The 23,429-nt window shown below is 68.8% G+C and carries 22 protein-coding genes; 11 read left to right on the forward strand and 11 right to left on the reverse strand.

Annotation, left to right across the window (positions count from 1 at the left end):
* Positions 1-78: 78 nt before the first annotated feature.
* A complete protein-coding gene (locus tag RAH39_RS00150) occupies positions 79-693 on the reverse strand; it encodes an acyltransferase (RefSeq protein WP_306590780.1) in 615 nt (204 codons plus the stop codon).
* A 54-nt stretch (positions 694-747) separates the two neighbouring features.
* Between RAH39_RS00150 and RAH39_RS00155 the strand changes: the two genes are divergently transcribed.
* The gene (locus RAH39_RS00155) at positions 748-1,431 is read left to right on the forward strand and encodes a MarC family protein (protein WP_306590781.1); all 684 of its coding nucleotides are present in this window, start codon (positions 748-750) and stop codon (positions 1,429-1,431) included.
* Between the two features lie 15 nt (positions 1,432-1,446).
* Here RAH39_RS00155 and RAH39_RS00160 read toward each other — a convergent pair whose 3' ends face one another.
* Positions 1,447-1,989: a glutathione peroxidase gene (locus tag RAH39_RS00160; protein WP_306590782.1), complete on the reverse strand. Its 543-nt coding sequence runs from the start codon at positions 1,987-1,989 to the stop codon at positions 1,447-1,449.
* A gap of 133 nt (positions 1,990-2,122) precedes the next feature.
* Here RAH39_RS00160 and RAH39_RS00165 point away from each other — a divergent pair, with 133 nt between their 5' ends.
* The 3 genes from RAH39_RS00165 to RAH39_RS00175 are packed head-to-tail and all read left to right on the forward strand — an operon-like array spanning position 2,123 to position 5,375.
* Positions 2,123-3,214, forward strand: a complete 1,092-nt coding sequence (locus RAH39_RS00165) for a sensor histidine kinase (protein WP_306590783.1) — start codon at positions 2,123-2,125, stop codon at positions 3,212-3,214.
* Positions 3,211-3,936, forward strand: coding sequence for a LytR/AlgR family response regulator transcription factor (locus tag RAH39_RS00170; RefSeq protein WP_306590784.1), 726 nt, complete (start codon positions 3,211-3,213; stop codon positions 3,934-3,936). Before RAH39_RS00165 ends, RAH39_RS00170 begins: the two co-directional genes overlap by 4 nt.
* A gap of 44 nt (positions 3,937-3,980) precedes the next feature.
* Positions 3,981-5,375, forward strand: a complete 1,395-nt coding sequence (locus RAH39_RS00175) for a two-component system sensor histidine kinase NtrB (protein ID WP_306590785.1) — start codon at positions 3,981-3,983, stop codon at positions 5,373-5,375.
* On the opposite strand, the gene RAH39_RS00180 is transcribed toward RAH39_RS00175, so the two are convergent.
* Genes RAH39_RS00180 through uppS form a run of 4 tightly spaced genes read right to left on the reverse strand, consistent with a single transcriptional unit; the run spans position 5,365 to position 9,231 of the window.
* Positions 5,365-6,489, reverse strand: coding sequence for a M50 family metallopeptidase (locus RAH39_RS00180; protein WP_306590786.1), 1,125 nt, complete (start codon positions 6,487-6,489; stop codon positions 5,365-5,367). The genes RAH39_RS00175 and RAH39_RS00180 overlap by 11 nt on opposite strands.
* Before the next feature lie 15 nt (positions 6,490-6,504).
* Complete coding sequence (gene dxr, locus RAH39_RS00185) at positions 6,505-7,659, reverse strand: 1-deoxy-D-xylulose-5-phosphate reductoisomerase (protein WP_306590787.1); 1,155 nt, start codon at positions 7,657-7,659, stop codon at positions 6,505-6,507.
* 1 nt (position 7,660) lies between these two features.
* Entirely contained in the window at positions 7,661-8,545 is an 885-nt protein-coding gene (locus tag RAH39_RS00190) for a phosphatidate cytidylyltransferase (RefSeq protein ID WP_306590788.1), read from the reverse strand.
* Complete coding sequence (gene uppS, locus RAH39_RS00195) at positions 8,545-9,231, reverse strand: polyprenyl diphosphate synthase (protein ID WP_306590789.1); 687 nt, start codon at positions 9,229-9,231, stop codon at positions 8,545-8,547. The genes RAH39_RS00190 and uppS overlap by 1 nt, the downstream gene beginning before the upstream one ends.
* A gap of 308 nt (positions 9,232-9,539) precedes the next feature.
* On the opposite strand from uppS, the gene RAH39_RS00200 reads away from it, so the two are divergent.
* Both RAH39_RS00200 and RAH39_RS00205 read left to right on the forward strand, forming a co-directional pair.
* Complete coding sequence (locus tag RAH39_RS00200) at positions 9,540-11,924, forward strand: PAS domain S-box protein (protein ID WP_306590790.1); 2,385 nt, start codon at positions 9,540-9,542, stop codon at positions 11,922-11,924.
* 46 nt (positions 11,925-11,970) lie between these two features.
* Positions 11,971-13,065, forward strand: coding sequence for a hypothetical protein (locus RAH39_RS00205; RefSeq protein ID WP_306590791.1), 1,095 nt, complete (start codon positions 11,971-11,973; stop codon positions 13,063-13,065).
* 45 nt (positions 13,066-13,110) lie between these two features.
* Here the strand turns inward: RAH39_RS00205 and RAH39_RS00210 are convergent, their stop codons facing one another.
* On the reverse strand, positions 13,111-13,830 hold the full coding sequence (locus tag RAH39_RS00210) for a response regulator transcription factor (RefSeq protein ID WP_306590792.1): 720 nt from the start codon (positions 13,828-13,830) through the stop codon (positions 13,111-13,113).
* A gap of 53 nt (positions 13,831-13,883) precedes the next feature.
* Between RAH39_RS00210 and RAH39_RS00215 the strand changes: the two genes are divergently transcribed.
* Positions 13,884-14,834 (forward strand): glycosyltransferase, encoded by a 951-nt coding sequence (locus RAH39_RS00215; RefSeq protein WP_306590793.1) that lies wholly within the window; start codon positions 13,884-13,886, stop codon positions 14,832-14,834.
* Positions 14,835-14,848: 14 nt separating this feature from the next.
* On the opposite strand, the gene RAH39_RS00220 is transcribed toward RAH39_RS00215, so the two are convergent.
* From RAH39_RS00220 to RAH39_RS00230, 3 genes are read right to left on the reverse strand one after another with little or no spacing between them, the layout of a single operon-like run.
* Positions 14,849-16,243: a sensor histidine kinase gene (locus RAH39_RS00220; protein WP_306590794.1), complete on the reverse strand. Its 1,395-nt coding sequence runs from the start codon at positions 16,241-16,243 to the stop codon at positions 14,849-14,851.
* A complete protein-coding gene (locus tag RAH39_RS00225) occupies positions 16,233-16,907 on the reverse strand; it encodes a response regulator (protein WP_306590795.1) in 675 nt (224 codons plus the stop codon). The genes RAH39_RS00220 and RAH39_RS00225 overlap by 11 nt, the downstream gene beginning before the upstream one ends.
* A 16-nt stretch (positions 16,908-16,923) precedes the next feature.
* The gene (locus tag RAH39_RS00230) at positions 16,924-17,919 is read right to left on the reverse strand and encodes an ABC transporter substrate-binding protein (RefSeq protein ID WP_306590796.1); all 996 of its coding nucleotides are present in this window, start codon (positions 17,917-17,919) and stop codon (positions 16,924-16,926) included.
* A 228-nt stretch (positions 17,920-18,147) separates the two neighbouring features.
* Between RAH39_RS00230 and RAH39_RS00235 the strand changes: the two genes are divergently transcribed.
* The 3 genes from RAH39_RS00235 (at position 18,148) to RAH39_RS00245 (ending at position 21,128) form a co-directional block, all read left to right on the forward strand.
* On the forward strand, positions 18,148-19,893 hold the full coding sequence (locus tag RAH39_RS00235; protein ID WP_306590797.1) for an anion permease: 1,746 nt from the start codon (positions 18,148-18,150) through the stop codon (positions 19,891-19,893).
* 69 nt (positions 19,894-19,962) lie between these two features.
* On the forward strand, positions 19,963-20,544 hold the full coding sequence (locus RAH39_RS00240) for a chromate transporter (protein ID WP_306590798.1): 582 nt from the start codon (positions 19,963-19,965) through the stop codon (positions 20,542-20,544).
* Complete coding sequence (locus RAH39_RS00245) at positions 20,541-21,128, forward strand: chromate transporter (protein ID WP_306590799.1); 588 nt, start codon at positions 20,541-20,543, stop codon at positions 21,126-21,128. The genes RAH39_RS00240 and RAH39_RS00245 overlap by 4 nt, the downstream gene beginning before the upstream one ends.
* A gap of 43 nt (positions 21,129-21,171) precedes the next feature.
* Here RAH39_RS00245 and RAH39_RS00250 read toward each other — a convergent pair whose 3' ends face one another.
* Positions 21,172-21,360 carry a DNA gyrase inhibitor YacG gene (locus tag RAH39_RS00250; protein ID WP_306590800.1) on the reverse strand — a complete coding sequence of 63 codons (189 nt, stop codon included), beginning with the start codon at positions 21,358-21,360 and terminating at the stop codon, positions 21,172-21,174.
* 151 nt (positions 21,361-21,511) lie between these two features.
* On the opposite strand from RAH39_RS00250, the gene dnaK reads away from it, so the two are divergent.
* Positions 21,512-23,398, forward strand: a complete 1,887-nt coding sequence (gene dnaK / locus RAH39_RS00255) for a molecular chaperone DnaK (protein WP_306590801.1) — start codon at positions 21,512-21,514, stop codon at positions 23,396-23,398.
* Positions 23,399-23,429 lie beyond the last annotated feature (31 nt).

A 23,429-nucleotide genomic window follows, 5' to 3' on the forward strand; every position in this document is an offset into this window, starting at 1 on the left:
GCTTTGAAGTGGAACGAAAGGCCCCGTTCCGCGCTAAATGCAACGCGTGCTTGCCGCGGTGTCGCAGGGAACCACGCGTCAGCGGTCCCGGCGGTCCCCCACCACGGTTGCGGGAACGCCGGCCACGATGGCCCATTCGGGCACGTCCCGGGTCACCACGGCGCCCATGGCCACCACGGCGTGATCGCCGATCTGGACGCCGTCGGTGATCCCCGCATTGGCGCCGATCCAGGCGTCCCGGCCGATCCGGATCCCCCGGGAGCGCACGGGCTGGTCCTTGATGTCGCGGTCGGGCTGGAGGCCGTGGTCGAAGGCGTAGATGGCCGCGCCGCTGGCGATCCGGGTGCCGTCCCCGACGACGAGACCCTTCCGCCCGCCGTCCAGCCGGGCGCCCGCATTGACGCTGACGTCGTTCCCCAGCGTGATGGGGCCGTGGAGGAAGGCCTGGGCGGCGATGGCGCAGCGGTCGCCCAGCACCACGGCCCGGCCCGGTTCGCCGAAGATGGCGGCTTTCGGCGCGATGAAACAGCCCGTTCCCAGCCGCACGGTCTCCTGGGCCAGCAGCCGGGCCTGGACATCCGCCTGCCAGGCTTCGGCCCAGGCGCGATGCCGCGGCTTCAACGCGAAATACAGCCAGGGCATCCACGACAGGCGCCGTTTGTGCTGGTCCCGCAGGGCTTCGAGGTCGCGCATCGGGGCAGTCTACTTGCAAAGGAGGCGGCTGACCGGAAGCTGTAGACTCCCTCCATGCCCGCCCTCGGCCCCCTGCCCACCTGGTCCTTCGCGCTCGGCGTGGCGACCTCCCTTTTCTCGGTGCTGAACCCCATCAGCGCGGCGGCCATCTTCGCCAGCGCCACGGCGGGCATGGACAATCCGGCCCTGCGGCGTAGCGCGAAGAAGGCCGCGCTGACGGCGGGCGCGGCCATGCTGGCCTTCGCCCTGGTGGGCCAGTTCATCTTCAGCCTGTTCGGGTTCACCGCCCTCGCCATGCGGTTCGTGGGCGGGGTCCTGGTGCTCTACCGCGCCATCTCGATGCTGTACGGCGAGGATCCTCGCGAGCGGAGCACCGAGGACGAGAAGGCCGAGGCCAGCCGCAAGCTGCCGGAGGACTTCGCCATCATCCCCTTCGGCATCCCGCTGGTGGCGGGCCCCGGCACCCTGTCCACGGTGATGGGCATGATCGCGGGCGTGACCTGGTGGGAGTACGGCGTCGTCCTGCTCGCCATCCTGCTGAACGCCTGGATCGTCTACCTCTTCCTGCGAAAGGCCCCCGCCGTGTTCTCCCGGCTGGGGGCCATTGGGACCAAGGTGGTGAACAAGTTGATGGGTCTGATCCTGGCCGCCGTCGCCATGCAATTCCTGATCAACGGCGTGAAGGCGCTCTACATCGAGATGCAGCAGACGCCGCCGGCCGCCGTCGCGGTGAAGTGAGGCTTCAGGTCCGCCCTACTTCAGGGCGGCTTCGATGGCGGCCCGCAGCTCGGGGCTGTCCGGCGCGACGCGGCTGCCGAAGGCCTGGATCACCTGGCCGTCCTTCCCCACCAGGTACTTGTGGAAATTCCACGCGGGCTCGCCGTGCTTGGCGGTGAGGAACCGGTACACGGGCGCCTGGTTCGCGCCCTTCACGTCCAGCTTCTCGAACAGGGGGAACGTCACGCCGTAGTTCTTCTCGCAGAAGGCCTGGATCTCGCCGGCGGTGCCCGGTTCCTGGGCGCCGAACTGGTTGGAGGGGAAACCGAGAATGACCAGCCCGCGGTCCTTGTACTCGGTGTAGAGCTTCTGCAGCCCCGCGTACTGGGGCGTGAAGCCGCAGCGGCTGGCCACGTTGACGGCGAGGACGACCTTCCCCTTGAAGGCGGCCAGGGACTCGGGCTTGCCGTCCAGCGTGTTGAGCGTGACGTCGTAGAGGGACATGGGGACCTTCCTTTCGGCGGGCGCGGCCACGGCGGACACCGCGGCGGCAAGGGCGAGGCAGGCGAGAGGGCGCATTGGGGACTCCGTCGAAGTCGGGGCGATGGCGATTGGGTGCCGCCGGGCGGGGCTCCGTTTCCGGCGGGCGGCGGAAGGGGGCCGCTGGGCTCCAAGGGTAGCCCTCCCCTCCGCCTCGGTCATCCTGGAAGCCATGCGTCTCGGCCCCCTCCAGCAGCACTTCCGGTCGCGCCTGCGGAAGCGGACGCCCTGGGCGGTCGTCCTGGTGTTCGCGGCCGTCTTCATCGGCCTCCAGTTCGTGGTGGTCCCCGCGGGGCTCCAGGCGCGCCATTCCGGCACCCTGGCCAACGCCCTGCTCACGCCCTTCCTGGTGTCCTTCGCGTACGGCTTCCTGTCCCCCCTGCCCTGGCGGTGGAGCGGGGACGACCGGCCGCGCGCGCCCTTCGGACGGGGGTTGGTCCAGGCGCTGGTGTTCAACTCCGCCGTGATCCTGCTGCTGACGGCCCTGAGCTGGCTGCTGGTGCGGAACGCCAGCCTCAAGGCCGAGGCGCTGGGTCTGGCTCGGGGCGCGAAGGTCGGCCTGGGCAGCGTGGTCCTGGTCCAGCTCCTGGCCGGCACCCCCCTCATGACCATCATCGGGGCGATCATCTCCTTCGCGGTCATCACGGAGGAGGAGAAGGCCGCCGCCGAGGCCCGCCTGGAGGAAGCCCAGTGGGTCCTCCTTCGCGGCCAGTTGAGTCCTCACGTCCTGTTCAACTCCCTGAACGGGCTGGCGGAGCTGGTCCGCCAGGATCCCGCGGCGGCGGAGCAGGGGATCCTCGATCTGTCGGAGCTGTACCGGGCGCTCCTCCGCCACGGCGACCGGCCCAAGGCGCCCCTGGGCGAGGAGCGGGCCCTGGTGCAGCGCTTCCTGGCGGTGGAGCAGCTCCGCCTGGGCACCCGCCTCGCCGTGCGCTGGGAATGGGACGAGGCTCTGGACGGGATCGAAGCCCCGCCCTTCCTCCTTCAGCCCCTGGTGGAAAACGCCCTGAAACACGGCATCGCGCCCCATCCCGGCGGCGGGGAGATCGTCATCTCCCTCCGGCGGGAGGGCGCCGGCCTCCGCCTTCGCGTCGTGAACACCGGCCGGGGGATGGGGCTCGTCCCGGGGACCGGCGTGGGAATCCAGAACCTGGAGGCGCGCCTGGCCCTGGCCTATGGCTCCCAGGCCCGGTTCCACCTGCGGCCCGAGGGGAGCGCCACCCTCGCTGAAGTGGCGCTGGAGCGCCTGGAGACCCGCCGATGAAACCGCTCCGCGTGGCCCTCGCCGACGACGAACCCCTGGCCCGGGCGCGGCTGGCCCGCCTCCTGCGCGAGGCCGGCTGCGACGTGCGCGCGGAACTGGCGGATGGGGCGGCGGTGCTGGCCTGGCTGCGCGAGTCCCACGACGTGGAGGCCTTCTTCCTGGACATCCAGATGCCCGGTGCGACGGGGCTTGAAGTGGCGGCGGAACTGGCGGAGGGCCGACCCGGGCTGCCGGTGGTGTTCGTGACCGCCCACTCGGAACACGCGGTCCGCGCCTTCGAGGCTGCCGCCGCGGACTACATCCTGAAGCCGGTCTCCGCCGACCGCCTGGAAAAGACCCTGGTCCGGCTGCGGGAAGGCGCCGGCCGGCGGGGCGAAGGGCCCGGCGGAGCGGTGCCGCGGTTTCCGGTCCGGGCGGGCGAAGGCCACGTGTTCCTGGACCTGCGGCGCACCAGCCATTTCGAGGTGGAGGAAGAGGTGGTGTGGGCCTGGGCCGCCGGGAGCCGCCACCGCACGTCCTGGACCACCCTGGCGGAGGTGGAGGCGGCCTTCCCGGGGATCGAGCTGATCCGGATTCAGCGGCATCTCCTCCTGCGCCCGGAATCCGTCCTGGGGCTCCGTCCCCTGGAGGGGGGCCGCGTGTCGGTCCGCGTGGGGGAAGGGGTGGATCTGGAAGTGAGCCGCAGCGTCACGCCGCGGCTGAAGGAGCGCCTGGGCCTCTGACCCGCCCCGGAGTGCGCTAGCCTCTTGGGCAACCGGACGATCCTTTGGCCGAGCCCCCCTTCATTCGCCTGTCGCGCCGCGGCGCCTCGCCGGCCACGGTGGGCGGCGCGCGCATCGCGGTCATGTACGCGCTGGCGTCCGGCCTCTGGATCCTGGTGTCCGACCGCCTGCTGGAGGCGATGGTCCCGGACGCGGCGCGGCGGATCAGCGTGGGGATCCTCAAGGGCTGGGCCTTCGTGATCCTGACGGCCATCATCCTGTTCCTGATGGTGAGGCGGCTGCTGGGCCAGGCCGTGAACCGGGAGACCCGCCTCCACACCCTCATCCACGCCATCCCCGACCTGGTGTGGGTGAAGGACGCGGACGGCCTCTATCAGGCCTGCAACCAGGCCTGCGAGCGGTTCTTCGGGGCGAAGGAGGCGGACATCCTGGGCCGGCGCGACGAGGATTTCATTCCGCCGGAGCTGGCGGACACCTTTCGCCGGAAGGATCGGGAAGCCATCCTGGCGGACGGCCCCACGGTGGAGGAGACCTGGGTGACGTTCCCCCATTCGGGCGAACGGGTGCTCCTGGAGACCCTGCGCACGCCCCTTCGGAGGGGCACCGCCGTCACGGGCGTGCTGGGGATCAGCCGGGACATCACCGTCCAGGACAGCCACATCCGCGAGCGGGCCCGCCTCGAAGGCCAGCTGCACCAGGCCCAGAAGATGGAGACCGTGGGCCGGTTCGCGGGCGGGATCGCCCACGACTACAACAACATGCTGGGCGTGATCCTGGCGAACGCCGATCTGGCGCTCTACCAGATGGCCGCGGACCGCCCCGAGCGGAAATACCTGGAGGACATCGCCAAGGCCGCCCGCCATTCCGCCGAGCTGACGGGCCAGATGCTGGCCTTCGCCCGGCAGGAGCCCGCCCATCCCGTGGAGGTGGACCTGGAGCGGGCGGTCGAAGGACTTCTGGGCGTCCTGGGCGGCCTGGTGGGAGCGCGCATCGAGGTGAGGTGGCGGCCCCAGGCCGGGCTGTGGCCCGTGCGAGTGGACCCCACGCAGTTGGAGCGGGTGATCACCAACCTGGTGGTCAACGCCCGCGACGCGATCCCGGGGGAGGGGCGGATCGGGCTGACGGCGCGCAACGTGGCTCTGACGCCGAAGGAGGCTTCCGCCTGGGAAGGCGCCGAGCCGGGCGACTACGCGATGGTGGAGGTGGCCGATTCCGGCAGCGGGATGGCGCCGGAAGTGCTGCCCCACATCTTCGAGCCGTTCTTCACGACCAAGTCCCGGGGCAAGGGCACCGGCCTGGGCCTCGCCCTGGTCCACAGCATCGTGAAGCAGAACCGCGGGGCCATCCGGGTGGAAAGCGAGCCCGACCGCGGCACGACCTTCCGGATCCTGCTGCCCCGGGACCGGGCCGCCGAGGGTCCGGGCGAGCCTATTTCCTGAGCTTCATCAGGTCCAGAAAGATCACTAGGACCATCAGGGAGGCGAGGAGGACGAAGCCGCCGGTGAGGATCCGCTCCTTCAGGTCGACGGTGAGTTCCTTGCGCCGCACCTTCTCGAAGATCAGCAGTGCCATGTGGCCGCCGTCCAGGGCCGGGATGGGAAGGGCGTTGAGGATGGCGAGCTGGAGGCTGATGGCTCCGCACATGAACAGGAAGGTCTCCCATCCGTGCTCGGCCGCGCGGCTGCCCTGGCGCAGGATCCCGATGGGACCGGCGACCTCGGCGCTGCGGGCCTGGAAGGTCACCAGCCGCTTGAGGAATCCGAAGACCTGGGCCGTGAGGCGGCCGGAGGTCTCCACGGCGTAGCGACCGCCCGTCAGGAGGTCGCCGGCCTGGAAGGGACGGAATTCCAGGGGCGTGGGAACGGGCAGCGGCATGAAGCCGAGGCGCCCCTTTCCGCCTTCGGCCCGAGGCACGAGGGGGAGTTCCAGGGCTTTACCGTCGCGGGTCAGGCGGAAGGGAACGGGCTGGCCGGGGCGGGCCTGGATGTAGGCCACCGCCGCTTCCCACTCTGCGCCCGGGAAGTTCAGCTCCCCGATCCCGCGCAATTCGTCGCCCACCTTGAGTCCGCCCTGTTCGGCTGAACCGCCCTTGAGCACTTCCACCACGGTCCACGTTTCCTGCACTTTGGTGATGCGCGCCTGGTGGATGCCGACCAGCGCGAACAGGACGAGCGTGGTGGCCAGGTTCGCCAGGATGCCGCCGCCGTAGAACAGCATCCGCTTGCCGAAGGGCTGCTGGAGGAAGCCGTAGGGATCCTCGGCGCCCGGTTCCTCGGGGTTGAAACCGGCCAGCTTCACGTAGCCGCCCAGGGGAAGGGCCGACAGGCGGACGTCTGTCTCCCGCCATTTGAAGCCCAGGAGCCGGGGGCCGAAGCCCAGCGAGAACACCTCCACCGGCATCCCCATCCACTTGGCCGCCAGGAAATGGCCGCCCTCGTGCAGGAAGACCAGGCCCCCCAGCATGAGAATGGGCCCCCAGAACCCGGCGCCCGGCAGCTTGAGGGCGACAAGGGAGATGGCGGCGAAGGACAGGACGAGGGGGGCGCGCTTCATGGACATCCAGGGTGATCAGGCCCGGGTCCGGACCCATCCTTCAGCATGACGCCTTGCGGCGCGATCCGCATCCAGCACCTCGGCGAGGGACCCCGCCGGGCCCGGGGAGAGGGCGGCTAGGGTCTCCCGGTTGCAGGCCTGGATGTCCCAGAATCCGATGCGCTTTTCCAGGAAGGCAGCCACGGCCACCTCGTTGGAGGCGTTGAGGAGGGCCGGCGCCGTCCCGCCCGCGCGGAGGGCGTCGAAGGCCAGGGCCAGGCAGGGGAAGCGGTCCAGGTCCGGGGCCTCGAAGGTCCAGGTCCGGGCCTCCTCCCAGGCGTAGGGCGCCACGGGGCCGGGACCCTGCTCGGGATAGAGGAGGCAGTACTGGATGGGGAGGCGCATGTCATTGGCGCAGACCTGGAGCTGGTAGCTCCCATCGGCGAAGCCCACCATGGCGTGGACCTGGCTCTGGGGGTGGACCGTCACGCCCACCTGGTCGGCGGTCAATCCGAAGAGGACTGAGGCCTCGATGACCTCCAGCCCTTTGTTCATCAGGGTGGCGCTGTCGATGGTGATCTTGGGGCCCATCTTCCAGGTGGGATGGTTCAGAGCCTCTTCCACCGTGGCGGCCTGGATCCGGGCCAGAGGCCACTCCCGGAAGGGGCCGCCGCTGGCGGTGATCCGGACCTCCCGGAGGGAAGCCCGGTCCCGGCCGTCCAGCAACTGATGGAGGGCCGCGTGTTCGCTGTCCACCGGGAGCAGTTCCCCGCCGCCGGCCAGGGCGGCGGCGTGCATGAGGGCGCCGCCGACCACCAGGGATTCCTTGTTGGCCACGCAGACCCGGCGCCCCGCGCGAAGGGCGGCTTCGGTGCTGGCCAGCCCGGCGCTGCCCACGATGGCGGCCACCACCGTGTCGGCGTCCGGATGCAGGGCGCAGGCCAGGAGACCCTCGGCCCCCCAGTGGATTTCGGGCCGATGGGACAGGGCGGCCCGGAGCCAGTCGGCGTCCTCCTTCGAGCCCACGGAGACGCAGGCCGGACGGAACGCCTCGCACTGGGCCTTCAGCAGCTCGCGGTTGCGGCCGGCCGCCAGGGCGACCACCTGGAGGCGCCCGGGATGCGCCCGGACCACGTCCAGGGCCGACGTCCCGATGGATCCCGTGGAGCCCAGGAGGGCGACGCGCCTCACGTCAGTTGAACCCGTGCACGAAGTGGACGTAGGCGTACATCACGGGCGCCGCGAACACCAGGCTGTCCACCCGGTCGAGGATGCCGCCGTGGCCGGGGATCCCCACGCCGACGTTGGAGTCCTTCACGCCCACGCTCCGCTTCCAGGTGCTCTCCACCAGGTCTCCCAACTGGCCGGCGGTGCCCAGGAGAAGGCCCAGGGCGACGCAGTCCACCGCGGACCACTCCGGGCAGACCGTCGCCTGCATCAGGAAGGCGCCGAGCAGGTTGCCGCCGAGGTTGCCGAAGGCGCCCTCCCAGCTCTTCTTGGGGCTCACCCGGGGCGCCAGCTTGCGGCGGCCGAAGTAGCTGCCCACGAAGTAGGCGGCGGTGTCGCCGAACCACGTGATGATGAACAGGGCCAGGATCAGCCGGCTGCCGGTCTTCGGCAGGGTGCCCTGGAGCATGAACAGCTTCTGCTGGAAGCCGAGGCCGAAGCCCAGGTAGAGGGCTCCGAGCCAGGTGATGGCCTGGCTGGGAAGGGCCTCGTCCAGGTCCTTGTCGAAGAAGAGGGCCCCGAAGTGGATCACGGGCGCCCCGGCGGCGAAGATGAGCCACAGGGGAACCGGATCCAGGTTTCCGGAGGCGAGGAAGAAGTGGGCCAGGATCCCCCAGGCCACGAGCGTGCCCGCCGCCAGCGAGGGGTTGAACCGGCGCACCCGGGCCATCAGGGTCAGCTCGCGGACGCCCAGGGCCGCGGTGGCGGCCATGATGGCCAGGTAGGTCCAGGAGGCCCAGGAGCGGTCCCCGAACCACAGCAGGGTGAAGAAGAAAACGCCGAAGACCAGGGCCGACGTCACCCGCACGGCCAGGTTCTTCGTGTCCATCTTGGGCGTGGTCCGTTCCATCAGATTCCCCCGAAGCGCCGTTCGCGCTGGGCGTAGTCGTCGAGCGCCGCCCGCAGTTCGGCGGGGCCGAAATCGGGCCACAGGAGGTCCGTCATGTGGAGTTCGGCGTAGGCGGACTGCCACAGGAGGAAATTGGAGATCCGGTGCTCGCCGCTGGTCCGGATCAGCAGGTCCACGTCGGGCACGCCGGCGGTCCACAGGCGGGAGTCCAGGGCGGCCTCGTCCACCTGGTCGGGCCGGAGGCCGTCCTCGATGCAGCGGCGGGCGGCCTGGGCCAGTTCCAGCCGGGAGCCGTAGTTCACGGCCAAGTGGAAGGTCATGCCCGCGTTTCCGGCCGTGGCCTCCTCCAGGGCGCGCATGTCGGTCCGGATGCCCGCGGGCATCCCCTCCAGGGCGCCGAGGTGATGGAAGCGGATCCCCTTCCGGCTGAGCTGGTGGACGAACATCCGCAGGTACATGCGGAGCAGCGCCATCAGGGCGCCGACTTCCTGGGCAGGCCGCTTCCAGTTCTCCGTGGAGAAGGCATAGAGGCTGAGGTGCCGGATCCCGGCGTCGGAGGCCGCTTCCAGGATGCGCTCCACCGCCTGGACGCCCGCCTTGTGCCCCTTGATCCGCGGCCATCCGCGCTGAGCGGCCCAGCGGCCGTTTCCGTCCATGATGATGGCGACGTGGGCTGGAATGCTCATTGTGGGTCCGGCTGCGGGTTCAAAGCAGCCGCTTCCCCGTGGGCGGCCTCGCGTATCCCTGGAAGGGATGCCGAGATGATGATCGCGACGTGGGCCGGAATGCTCATCGGGGGCCTAGAACCCCTTCCCGCGGGCGGGGCCCAGCCACGGGAACATCGCGACGGGCAGCAGGACGGTCATTTCGCGCGAAACCTCGGAAGGATGAAAAACATCATGCTAGCACGGGGCTCGGGAGGATAATCCGGGAGGGCTTTGCTCTCCGAACCCCCGTGGTAGGCTTGTCCCCATTATTTTTTTCCGGCGAACCCATGGTTCAGTTCAACACCCGAGCGAACGAGATCCTCCTCAAACTGGTCTATTACGGACCGGGTCTCTCGGGTAAAACGACGAACCTGAAATCGCTTCACGCCATGTGCGCGGAAGCGCACCGCGGCGAGATGTTCTCCGTCAATACGCAGGAGGACCGCACCCTTTTCTTCGACCTGCTGCCCATCAATCTGGGCTACATCTACGGCAACGCGATCCACCTCCAGATCTACACCGTGCCGGGCCAGGTCCAGTACGACGCCAGCCGGCGCGTGGTCCTGGGCGGCGCCGACGGCGTGGTGTTCGTGGCGGATTCCAGCGAAACCAAGATGCAGGACAACGTCGACTCGCTGTCGAACCTGTACCACAACCTCAATGCCAACCGCCTGAACATCAAGCAGATCCCCTTCGTCATCCAGTACAACAAGCGGGACCTGTCCGACGCGATGCCGGTGGGCGTCATGAACCGGCGATTGAATTTCCGCAGCGTCCCCTACTTCGAATCCGTAGCCAACCGCGGAACGGGCGTCCTCGACACGTTCCTGTCCATCACCCGCGAGACGGTGGGCTACACCTTCCGCAAGTACCACCTCGACAAGAAGATCAAGGACTTCGACGAGATGCTGAATCTCATCGAGTCCAATGTCCGCTCCAGCATGCGGGAGCTGCCTCCGCCTCCCGAAACGGAACCGGAAACCGCCCCCGACACCACCATCCTCCGCCACAGCAACGTCAGCGTGGCGGACCTGGTGCCCGGCAAGGTCGCCGATGCCCAGGAGCTGCTGGAGGACGCCCTCAAATCCAACATGGAGACCGCGCGGCTCTATTCGGAGCTGAAGGAGAGCAAGGACGCCCTGGAGAAGAAGAACCAGGAGCTGGGCCAGCTCTACACCCAGCTGGAGCGCGCGAACCAGGACAACCTCAAGACGCGGAAGTACCTGGAGGGCCTCATCCAGAACATGGGCGAGGCGGTGATCTCGTTCTCCGCGGATGCCAAGATCCTGACCTGGAACGCCGCCGCCGAGCGGATCTTCGGCTATTCGCGGCCGGAGATCGTGGGCCGCAGCATGGCCCAGCTCACGCCCGACCACCTGGTGGGCGAACTGGAGCAGGTGATCCAGCAGACGATCCGCGGGCAGGTGGTGCGCGACATGCCGACCATCCGCCTGCGCAAGGGCGGGATCGCGTTCCCCGCGAGCATTACCTTCGCTCCCGTCAGGGGCGCCGACGACCGCGTGGTTGCCTTCTCGGCCCTGGTCCGGGACGCCACCGAGACCCGCGCCCTGGAGGACCGGCTGGTCCATGCCCAGCGGCACGAGGCCCTGGGCCGGCTCGTTCCCTCCCTTTTTCACGAAGCCGCCAACCGCCTGACGCCGGTTCTGGTCGAAGGCCGGCTGCTGGCCGAATCCGCCCTGGAGCCCCACCAGGCGGAACAGGCGGCCCGTCTCGTGAAGGCCGTGGATTCGGTCCAGGATCTTCTGCGGCCCCTGCAGACCGTCCTGAATCCCCCCACCCCGCAGCGCACGGCCACGCAGCTCAACCGCCTCGTGGAAGAGGCTGCGGCCCTGGTGGCGCTCCAGGCCCGAAGCGCGGACGTGGACATCGAACTGAACCTCGAGCCCAGCCTGCCGGAGACCGCCCTCGACGCCGGCCTCGTCCTGCTGTCGCTCACCAATCTGCTGCTGAACGGGATCCGCACTGCGGCCTTAGCGCCGGTGAAGCGGCTCCGGGTGGCCACGCGGGCGACGGGCGACGGGCTCCAACTGGTGGTCCAGGATTCCGGGGAGCCGCTCTCCGAGGCGCGCCAGGCCGAAGTGTTCGATCCCGCCGCCTCGCCCACGGCCGAGGCGCTCGGGCTGCCGGTGGCCGACATCATCGCCCGGCAGCATGGTGGCCGGCTCACCGTCCGCAGCCAGGAGGGCGTGGGAAACGCCTTCCTGCTGGAACTTCCTCTGGAGGCGGCGCCCGTGGGGGCCCCTGCGCCAATCTCCGCCGGCGGAGGCCTGGCGGGCCGAAGGGCCCTGGTGGTGGACGACGAGGCCTTCCTGCTGGAATGCCTGGTGGACGCCCTCGAATCCTGGGGCCTGGAGGTGGTGTCCAGCTCCCGCGGAGAAGAGGCCGTCGAGGAGCTTCAGCGGGGAAGCTTCGACGTGATCGTATCGGACATCCGCATGCCCGGCCTGTCGGGGATGGACCTGTACGAATGGCTGCAGGCCAACGCGCCCGCCATGGCCCGGCGGATCCTCTACACCACCGGCGATTCCTTCGACGTGAAGACCCGCGGCTTCCTCGAGAGCACCCAGGTCCCCTACCTGGGTAAACCTTTCGATCTAAAGCAGCTCCGACAAAGTCTGGAGCGCCTGGTAGAGCTTCCGGTCGAAGCGTGAAAGGGGCCCGCGCCCCATACTAGTGGCTTCGTGCGAGGAGCCTCCTATGCAGCGCCGTTGGATCTTGGCAGTCATCGTCGGATCGGGCCTCGCGGCCCAGACGCCCCTTCCTCCGCCGGCTCCCGAGCCCGTGCAGGCTCCGGAGCCGGTTCAGGCCACGCCGCAGGCCGAGCCTCCTGCTCCGAAAGTGGAGGAGCCCAGCGCCCCCAAATCCTTCGACCAGCTCCGCCCCAGCCAGCGGAAGTTCGCGTACTCCCTCCACCGCACGGCCCTCGCCGCCCATGAACTGGGCTACTACCGCAGCCACCCCAAGGCGGTGGAAGTGCGCGACGCGCTGCAGGCCCTGGTGGACGCGCAGGCCGGGCTGCCCGAAAAGGCGCGGGGCGGCGTCCCGGCGGCGGAGGCCTACCTGGCGCGCCTCCGGGCGAATCATGGGCTATACGGCGCGGACGGGAAGAAGCTCCTGTTCGACGGCAACTGGAAGGCGCTTCAGGCCTCCGCCCGCGCCGCCGCCAAGGCCGGGGCGCCTGGGCTGGAAGGCCGCCTCTTGAAGGTGAAGGGCCTCCTGACGGATCCCAAGGTCGACGCCGCGGCGCCCTCCTGGGCCGAGCCTGCGCCCGCCCGGAAGGGCCGCAAGACCAAGCCCGTGCGGGTGCCGGATGGCTTCGGGGAGCAGAAGGCGGTGCTGACGCTGTGGGTCCGCCGCGCCCAGGCCTGGATCGGCAACGTGCCGCAGGAAGCGGACGTGAACGGCGAGCGCAAGTCCCGGCGCGCGGCGGACCCGGCTCCGGCGAAGGTCCTGGGCGACCTGGTCGCGTGGTTGGGGAAGGATGATCTGGATCTGCTCCGCGATCCGGGCTTCGCGTGGTTCGACCTCCGCTACCTCGGCGCCGAGCCCGGAAAAGAATTCCTCGCCCACGCTTCCGATATCGTCGCGGGCAAGGCCCCCGAAGGCGCGCCCGGGGAACTGATCCTGATTCCGGCCCTGGACCCGGTGATGGGCGAGAGCCGGTTCGGCTCGGGCGAGGAGAAGCGTCCGGTTCTGGCGGAAGTGAAGCAGGGCGCCCCGGCGTCCAGCGTCGCAGCCCAGATGGCGACCTTCGAGAAGGCGGGCCGCAGCCGGGAGATCGAGGTCAAGTAGACCTTCGGTTCCTGCGTGAAGAGGGGGCGCCCGGCGCCCCCTCTTTCATTCTTCGCCCTTGCGCTGCCTGCCCTCGGGATCGAACTGGTAGCCCACGCTGCGGAGGGTGTGGACCCACCGCGGGTGGTGGGGATCGTCCTCGATTACGCGCCGGATGCGGACGATGAAGTTGTCCACGGTGCGGCTGGTGGGATAGGCGTCCTCGCCCCACACCTTGTCCAGGATGTCGGCGCGGCTCACCACCTGCCCCGGGCGCTCCATCAGGAGCTTGAGGATCATGGATTCCTTCACGCCCAACTGGAAGGGGCCGTTCGGGCCTTCGCCGCAGAAATTGTCGAAATCCACCCAGTAGGTGCCGAAGGCCTGGCGGCTGCTGATCTCCCGGCTCTTGTACCAGGATTCCCGGCGGAGGATGGCCCGGACGCGGAGCAGCAGCTCGCGGACCTGGAAGGGCTTCCCCAGGTAGTCGTCGGCGCCGGTCTCGAACCCGTGGACGCGGTCGTCGTCGGTGTTCTTGGCGGTGAGGAACAGGACCGGCGTGAAGTTCTTGGCCTCGCGGACCTTCTCGCAGATGGTGAAGCCGTCCATTCCGGGCAGCATCACGTCCAGGATCACGAGGTCGAAGGCCTCGGCCAGGATGCGCTTCAGGGCCTGATCCCCCCGCGGGATCCAGGTGCAGGCGAGGCCCTCCAGCTCGAGGTTCAGCTTGATCCCCTCTGCCAAACTGAGCTCGTCTTCCACCAGCAGGATCTTGGGTTCGGACATGCACACTCCGGGACTGGCTTTGATCCTACTAGAATGATTCCCCCGGAGCGCCCATGGACGCCTACTTGAGCATCGTCATTCCCATCTACAACGAGGAGGAGAATATCCCCGTCCTGTGGGAGCGGCTGTCCCGGGTGATGGCGCAGCACTTCTCGGACCCCGCCAAGCCCTGGGAGATCGTGTTCACGGACGACGGCAGCCGGGACCGCAGCCTGGCCATGCTGGTGGACATCGTCCAGTCGGAACCCCGCGTGCGCATCGTGGAGTTCAACCGCAACTACGGCCAGCACAGCGCCATCTTCGGCGCCTTCGCCGAAGTGAGGGGGAAGATCATCGTCACGCTGGACGCCGACCTCCAGAACCCGCCGGAGGAGATCCCCAAGCTGGTGGCCAAGGTCGAGGAGGGCTTCGACGTGGTGGGCGGCTGGCGCCAGGGCCGCAAGGAGAACGACAGCTTCTTCCGCACCATGCCCAGCAAGATCGTCAACGCCATCACCCGCAAGACCACCGGCGTGAAGCTTCAGGATTACGGTTGCATGCTGCGGGCCTACAGCCGGGACGTGGTGAACGCCATGCTGCTGTGCAAGGAGCGGTCGAGCTTCATCCCCGCGCTGGCCAACAGCTTTGCCAAGCGGATCACCGAGGTCCCCGTCGCCCACGCCGAGCGGGCCGCCGGCACCAGCAAGTACGGCCTGTGGAAGCTGATCAACCTCCAGTTCGACCTGCTGACCAGCTTCAGCCTGCTGCCGCTCCAGGCCCTCAGCGTGTTCGGCGTGATCACCGCGGGCGTCGGGTTCCTGCTGTTCCTGGGGCTGGTGATCTACCGCTTCCTGCACCCGGAAGGAACGGCCCAGGGCGTGTTCACCCTGTTCGCCATCCTGTTCTTCTTCGTGGGCTGCCAGTTCGTGGCCTTCGGCCTGCTGGGCGAGTACATCGGCCGCATCTACCAGGAAGTCCGCGACCGGCCGCGCTACATGGTGAAGAAGATCCATCAGGCCGAGTAGCCGGCTCCGGCCCGTCAGTCCGGGAGAACCGGGAAGCGCACCTGGACCAGCAGTCCCTGGCCGGAAGCGGGCTCGGAGAGCTGGACCCCGGCCCCGAGGGCGCGGGCGATCTCCTGGACGATCGACAATCCGAGCCCGCAACCCGGCGCGCCGTCCTCGTTCAGGCGGCAGAACCGCTCGAACACCCGGACGCGGTCCGCCGGAGGGATGCCCGGCCCGTCGTCTTCCACCAGGAGCGCGACGGCGTCGTTTTCGCGGCGAAATCCGACCGTGACGGTGCCTCCGGGGGGCGTGTAGCGCAGGGCGTTGTCCACGAGGTTCGCCACGAGCTCATGGAGCATGGCCGAGGTGGCCGCCACGGGCACCGGCCCGGCCGGGGGGTCCAGTCCCAGGTCGATATCCCTGGCCTGCGCCAGGCCCGCCAGTTCTTCGAGCACCCGCTGGGCCATCTCCCCCAGATCCGTGGGCGCGAGAGGGCGCGGGTGCTGCGCGCCCGCCTCGGCGCGGGAGAGGCTCAGCAGCTGGTTCACGAGGCGGGTGCCGTGGCGGACCTCCTGGAAGATGGCCCGAAGGGATTCGCCCTTCTGCTGGGAATCGGCGGTGCGCAGGCCGAAGTTCACCTGGGTCTGGAGCACGGCGAAGGGCGTCCGCAGCTGGTGGGCGGCGTTGTCGATGAAGCGGGTCCGCTGGGCGACCTGGGCGTCCAGCCGCTGCACGTAGTCGTTGATGGCCCCCACCAGAGGCGACAGCTCGGTGGGCACGGGACCGGGATCCAGGGGCTCCAGGGAGCCGGGACGGCGGTTCCGGACGATGCTGCGCAGGGCCACGAGGCCCTTCAGGCCCCACCGCAGGGACAGTCCCAGCAACGCCGACGCGAGGGCCAGCATCCACAGGCCCTGCCGCAGGCTCCCGGCCCAGATCTCCTGGATCATCCGGTCGTGGGCGCGGAAGGTCTGGGCCACCTCGATGATCACCGGCCCCTCGGCGGGCGCGGCAAAGACCGGCTGGGCGTAGGCCACCACGCGGACCGGCTGGTCCCGCACCATGGAATCGAAGGCCAGGGATTCCTCGGGGCGCAGAGCCACCGGTGGGGCGGGGAGCTCTGTGTAGCCCGACAGAAGCGCCCCCCGGGCGGATGCGATCCGGTAGTAGACCCGGTCCTCGTCCTCGGATTCGAACAGCTCCAGGGCCGCCGGCGGGATGGCCACTTCCAGCACGCCGTCGTCGTACTGGATCTGCTGGGCGATGATGCGGGCCGAGCCCAGGAGCAGCCGGTCCTGGACGCGGCTGGCCGTGGTGCGCGCTTCCCGGAAGGCCAGCCAGAGGTTGAGCGCCGCCAGGGCGCCCAAGGGCAGGAGCAGCCACAGCAGCAGCCGGGCGCGGAGGCTGGCGGGAAAGCTAGGCCTCATGGCGGGGTTTCAGGAGGTAGCCGAGGCCGCGCAGGGTGACGATGACGGCGTCTCCGCACTCCAGCTTCTTCCGCAGGCGGTGGACGTAGATTTCGATGGCGTCGGGGGAGACCTCCTCGTCCATGGAGAACACGCTGTCGGCCAGGGCCTTCTTGCTGACGGTCTTGCCGGCCTTCATCATCAGCAGCTCCAGCACGGCGTGCTCCCGGGGCGTCAGGGCCAGAGACCCGCCGGCCAGAGTGAACACCCGGGCATTGCTGTCGTAGTGAAGGCCGCCGCAGGCGAGGATGGGATTCTTCTGCTGATTGGCCCGGCGTACCAGGGCCCGCATCCGCGCCTCCAGTTCGGGAACCTCGAAGGGCTTGGCCATGTAATCGTCGGCCCCGGTGTCCAGGCCTTCCACCCGCTCCTGGATGCCGCCGTGGGCCGTGAGAATGAGGACGGGCACTGCGTTGTGGCGCCCGCGGAGGCGGCGGAGCACCTCGCGGCCGTCCATGGCGGGCAGCGCGAGGTCGAGAATCACCAGATCGTAGGCCTCCGTGTGCAGCAGGTCGTCCGCCTCGACGCCGTCGAAGGCGCGCTCCACGGTGTACCCGTCCGCCTCCAAGGTGCGGGCGAGCCACTGGGAGAGCGTCCGGTTGTCTTCGACCAGCAGGATCTTCATAGGCGCGGCTCCGGGATCAGCGGGCGGCGCCGACGAATTCCAGCGTGTAGGTGCTGGCCAAATCGATGTTCTTCCCCTGGAGCGATTTTTCGATGCGGGCCATTACCCGCAAGACGGTGGCGGGCCCGTCCTTCGGCATGCGGCCGTCCGGAATGAAGATGGCCTTGCTGTGGGCCAGGGCCCTCACGTAGGCGGCCTTGTCGCCGGCGTGGAAAGCGGCGGGCACGGCGGAGGCGAGCTCCGCCGCCGTGTGGGACTGGATGTAGCGGAGCGCCTTGACGAGGGCATTCACCAGCTTCTGCACCTCGGGCTTGTGGCGGGCCATCCAGGCGCTCTGCAGGTAGAGGCAGGAGGCGGGGTAGGGCCCGCCCAGCGCCCTGGCGGTGTCTTCCGGCGTGCGGAGATCCACCAGCACCCGGGCCTGGCCGCTGTTCAGGAGCCGCGAGGCGGTGGGATCGGTGGTCATCCCGGCCACGATGGTGCCGCGCGCCATGGCCTCGATGAAGCTGTCGCCGGTGCCGACGGGAATGAAGCTCACCTGGTTCAGCTTCAGGCCGGCGGACAGGGCGAGGTACCGCGACAGGAACTGGGTCGAGGAGCCGAGGCCGGTGACGCCCAGCGGCTGGTCCTTCAGATCGCCCATGGTCCGGATGCGAGGCGCCCGGGCCGACACGAGCTCCACCTCTCCGGGCGCCTGGGTGAACTGGATGACCGAGGTGATGGCCTTGCCCTGGGACTGCATGTAGATGGTGTGGTCGTAGAAGCCCACGACTCCCTGGACGCTGCCCACGAGAAGCACATCCACCCCGTGGATGCCGGACCACTCGCTGCGCAGCTCCACGTCAAGGCCCTGCTCCTTGAAGTACCCCAATTGGTCCGCCAGCGCCACGGGCAGGTAGATGAGCTTCTCGATGCCGCCGACCATGAGGACGATGCGCTCGGCGTGAGCGCGCAGAGGCCCCCCCGCCAGCAGGGCGGCGGCGAGGGCGAGGAGCTGGAGCGCGCGTCGCATGGGTCCTCCGCCGGGGGAGCGGCGGGGCAGGGCACCGCGATCCGGAGACGGTTTCCAGGATGGTCGATCCCGCGGATGGGCGCGCGCCCGCGTGACAAAAAGCACATCCGCGGGGGCTGAAAGGGGACTGAAAGGTTCGGTCTCCAAGATTCCCGACTGACACGGACTCCCCATCCCCCCTTCCACCTTCCGGCCGCTTCGTCGCGGCCTCCTTCCGGGGGCATCCCCATGACCCACTCCGAAGCCAAGTCCGGCTGGCAGGGCGCGCAACCCCTGCGGCTGTTCGCGACCCTGCTCGTCGGCCTCTTGCTCTACACGCTGCTTCCCCGATTCGCGCCCCTGCCCGACGCGAAGTTCTTCGCCGGCAGCGCCGGTTCCAAGAGCGCTTCCAAATCCGGGGACAAGGCCAAGGCCGGGGACAAGGCGGTCAAGGCGTCCGAGAAAGCCCCCAAGGTCGATGCGAACGAATCCGCCATCATCCGGAAGCCCGCGCTCTCCGCCCGCGAACAGGCCGTGAAGGAGGCTGAAGCGGCCGCCCAGGCGAAGCTGGAGGCCGCGGCGAAAGCGAAGGTCGAGACGGAAGCCAAGGGGAAGGCGGAAGCGGAGGCCAAGGCCCGGGTTGAGATCGAGAAGGTCCGCCAGGAGGACTGGAAGCGCGGCCTGCACCTCTTTGCCATCTTCGTGGCGACCATCCTGGGCATCATCCTCCGTCCCCTGCCCATGGGCGCCGTGGCCATCATGGGCGTGGCGCTCACGGCCATCACGGGCACGCTGCCCGTGGTCGACAGCCTCAGCGGATTCTCCGAGAAGACCCTCTGGCTGATCATCGTGGCCTTCATGTTCGCCCGGGGCTTCATCAAGACCGGCCTCGGCACCCGCATCGCCTACTTCTTCATGCGCCTGCTGGGCAAACGCACGCTGGGACTGGCCTACGGATTGGCCGCCACGGAGTTCGTGCTGGGCCCCGTGGTGCCCAGCAACACCGCCCGCACCGCCGGGATCATGATGCCCATCGTGCGCTCCCTCGCCGGCGCCTACGGAAGCAACCCGGGCGACGGGACCGAGCGGAAGATCGGGGCGTACCTGATCATGGCCTGCTTCAACATCGACATCATCATCAGCGCGATGTTCCTCACGGCCATGGCCGCCAACCCCATGACCCAGAAGTTCGCCGCGGATTTCGGCCTCACCATCACGTGGAACAGCTGGTTCGTGGCCGCCTTCGTGCCGGGGCTGGTGGGCCTGCTGGTCATTCCCTACGTGCTCTACAAGTTCTACAGGCCGGAGATCACACGGACCCCCGAAGCGGTGGAGATGGCGACGGCCAAGCTGAAGGAGATGGGCAGGCCCTCGGTGTCCGAGTGGCTGATGGTGGCCGTGTTCAGCTTCGTGCTGGTGCTGTGGGTGATCGGCGAAAAGACCTGGGGCATCGACGGCACCACGGCCGCCCTGCTGGGTTTGGGCCTGCTGCTGCTGACCGGCGTGCTCACCTGGAAGGACGTGCTGGAGGAGCACAACGCCTGGGACGTGCTGATCTGGACCGGCGCCCTGATCATGATGGCGGGCTTCCTCAACAAGCTCGGAATGATCCCGTGGTTCAGCAAGGTGGTGGGCGCCTCCATGGCGGGCCACGGTTGGCTCTTCGGGTTCCTCGTGCTGGCCCTCACCTACTTCTACGCGCACTACTTCTTCGCCAGCATGACCGCCCACGCTGGCGCGATGTACGCGGCCTTCCTGGGGGTGTCCATCTCGCTCGGCGCGCCGCCCATGCTCGCGGCCCTGGTGCTCTGCTTCTTTTCCAACCTGCACGCCAGCATGACCCACTACGGGACTGGGCCGGCCGCCGCCATGTTCGGCCTGGGCTACGTGCCCATCGGCACGTGGTGGCGCCTGGGTTTCATCATCAGCCTCGTGAACATCCTCATCTGGGTGGTCGTGGGCGGCGCCTGGTGGAAGGTGCTGCACCTCTGGTAGGTTCGCAGTCGTCGAGGAGGGCCCGCGTGGCGCGGGCTCTCCTCGGCCTTCCTCCTTCTCCGAGGGACCATGGCCGAGCGCGACATCCCTCCGGAAAACCAGTCGGGACCGAAGTCTCTGGGGGACCTCTTCTGGTCTTTCAGCTGGCTGGCCGTGCAGGGATTCGGCGGGGTGATGGCCATCGCCCAGCGGGAATTGGTCGAGCGGAAGCGGTGGCTGACGAAGGCCGACTTCCTGGAGGAATGGTCCGTGGCCCAGACCATGCCCGGCCCCAACGTGATGAACCTGTCGCTGGTGATCGGAGGGCGGCGCTTTGGGTGGCGGGGCGCCCTCGCGGCCATGGCGGGCATGCTGGGGCTCCCGCTGCTGGTGGTACTGGGGCTGATCCTGGCGCACGGGCAGATCGGACAGCATCCCGTGGTGATGCGGGCCATGCGCGGGATGGGGGCGGTGGCCGCGGGGCTGATCCTGGCCGCGGGCCTCCGCCTCGGGGAAGGCTTGAAGGGCCATCCCCTCGGGTGGCCCGCGTGCCTGGGCCTGGCCGGCGCCGCGTTCGCGGGCGTGGCCCTGCGGCACTGGCCCTTGCCGCTGATCCTGTTCGGCCTGGGCGGGCTGGCCTGCCTGGCCACCTACCGGCGGCTGGAGCCGTGACGGCCCCCGCCGGCACCCTCGCGCTCGGCGGCTGGGATTGGCTGCACCTCTTCGGCCACTACCTCCTGCTCTCGCTCCTTTCGGTGGGCGGCGCGCTCACCACGGCCCCCGAGATGCACCGCTACCTGGTGCTCCAGCACCGCTGGCTCACCGACAGCCAGTTCAGCAGCTCCATCACGCTCGCGCAGGTGGCGCCCGGCCCGAACATCCTCTTCGTGGCGCTCCTGGGCTGGAACCTCGGCATGAACTCCGGCGGGCTTCTGCTGGCCCTGGCCGGGGCCTTCATCGCCCTGGCGGGGATTCTGCTGCCCAGCACCCTCGTCACGTACCTGGCCTCCCAATGGAGCCACCGGAACCGCCACCTCCGGGCCGTGCGCGCGTTCAAGCAGGGGATGGCTCCCGTCGCCATCGGGCTGATGCTGGCCACGGGCTGGATCCTCGCCGGCAGCCAGGGGGACACCGGGGGGAACGGACGGCTGTGGTGCCTGACGGCCGCCGCCGCGGTCCTGGTCTGGCGGACGCAGCTTCACCTCCTCTGGTTCCTGGCCGCCGGAGCGCTGCTCGGCATCCTCGGGTGGGTCTAGAACCACCTATCCGGAAGCCATCCAGGCCCCAGCGCGGGGCTGATCAATTTTCCTCGCCCTCCCCGCTCCACCCCTCGCCGTTCTCCTCCTGGGGCTTTTCCGGGACGCGGTAGCTCTCGTCGGCCCAGGCGCCCAGGTCGCGAAGGCGGCAGCGCTCCGAGCAGAAGGGCCGGGACGTGTTTCCCTCCCAGGGTGTGGGGGTGCGGCAGACGGGACAGGGACGAAGCTTCATGGAATCAGCTTATTCCCATTGGCCGAGACATCAAACAAGAAGAAAATATGAATCAAAATTAGAAGATATTGTTGACAGATGGCCGCTGCCTCGTATGCTGAAGGGAGTGCAAAGGTGGGCATCGTCCGGCCTGCGCCTTCAGGAGGAAGACATGGGCAAGATCATCGGCATTGACTTGGGCACCACCAACAGCTGCGTGGCCGTCATGGAGGGCGGGCAGCCCAAGGTCATTCCCAATCCGGAGGGAGCCAACACCACGCCTTCCGTGGTGGGCTTCAACCCCAAGACCGGCGAGCGGCTGGTGGGCACGTCCGCCAAGCGGCAGGCCGTGGCCCAGCCCAAGAGCACCATCTATTCCATCAAGCGGTTCATGGGCCTCCCCTTCGCGGATTCCGAGAAGGAGCAGCGCCTCGTCCCCTATCCCGTCGAGCGGTCCGACAAGGGCGGCTGCGTGGTGGACGTGGCCGGGAAGAAGCTGAGCCCCGAGGAGATCAGCGCCGCCGTTCTGGTGAAGATGAAGGAGGCCGCCGAGGCCTACCTGGGCGAGAAGGTCACCGAAGCCGTCATCACCGTTCCCGCCTACTTCAACGATGCCCAGCGGCAGTCCACCAAAGATGCCGGCGCCATCGCGGGCCTGGACGTGAAGCGCATCGTCAACGAGCCCACGGCCGCGGCCCTGGCCTACGGCCTGGACAAGAAGAAGGACGGGACCATCGCCGTGTTCGACTTCGGCGGCGGCACCTTCGACATCTCCATCCTCGAAGTCTCCGAGGGCGTGGTGGAGGTGAAGTCCACGAACGGCGACACCCACCTGGGCGGCGACAACGTCGACCAGGCGATCATCGACTGGCTGGCGGACGAGTTCCAGAAGGCCGAGGGCATCGACCTCCGCAAGCAGGCCGATGCCATGCAGCGCCTGAAGGAGGCCGCCGAGAAGGCCAAGATCGAGCTGTCCAGCACCACCCAGACCGACATCAGCCTGCCCTACATCACCGCGGACGCCAGCGGCCCCAAGCACGTCAACCAGACCCTCAGCCGCGCCAAGTTCGAGCTGATGATCGAGCCCGTCCTCCAGAAGCTGAAAGTGCCCTGCGAGAACGCCGTGAAGGACGCCAAGATCGCCCACCACGAGATCGACGAAGTCGTGATGGTCGGCGGCTCCACCCGCATCCCCAAGGTGCTGGAGATGGTGAAGCAGATCTTCGGCAAGGAGCCCAACCACAGCGTGAACCCCGATGAGGTCGTGGCCGTGGGCGCCGCCGTCCAGGCGGGCGTCCTGGCGGGCGACGTGAAGGGCGTGCTGCTGCTCGACGTGACCCCGCTCAGCCTCGGCATCAACGCCAACGGCGGGCAGATGAGTGTCATCATCCCCCGCAACACCACCATCCCGACGAAGCGCAGCGAGATCTACACCACCGCCGTGGACAACCAGCCCGGCGTGGACATCGAGGTCTTCCAGGGCGAGCGGTCCGTGGTCGAGGGCAACAAGCTCCTGGGCCAGTTCCACCTCGGGAACATCGCCCCGGCGCCCCGTGGGATGCCCCAGATCGAAGTGACCTTCGACATCGACGCCAACGGCATCGTGCACGTCACCGCCAAGGACAAGGGCACCGGCAAGGACGCGAGCATCACCCTGACCGGCAGCACCGGCCTCTCCAAGGAGGAGATCGACGCCAAGGTGAAGGACGCCGAGGCCCACAAGGCCGAGGACGACGCCCGCAAGGCCGTCCTGGAGGAGAAGAACCACCTCGACCAGATGGTCTACCAGGTGGAGAAGCTCCTGAAGGAGAACGGCGAGAAGCTCCCCGAAGCCGACAAGAAGGACGCGGAGGAGGCCGTCACTGAGGCCAAGGCCGCCCTCGCCAGCCTGGACAAGGACCGCATCAAGCAGGCCCTGGAGTCCCTCACCGCCAAGAGCCACAAGCTGGCGGAGAGCCTCTACAAGCAGGAGCCCCCCCAGGACGGCGGCGCGCCCGGCGCACCGGCCGGCGGAAAGAAGGGCGACGACGACGTGATCGACGCCGAAGTCGTCAGCTAACGTCGTCCGGGGGTTCCGCGCTACGCGCCCA

This window comes from Geothrix sp. 21YS21S-4, from assembly GCF_030845995.1.
Taxonomy (GTDB): domain Bacteria; phylum Acidobacteriota; class Holophagae; order Holophagales; family Holophagaceae; genus Geothrix.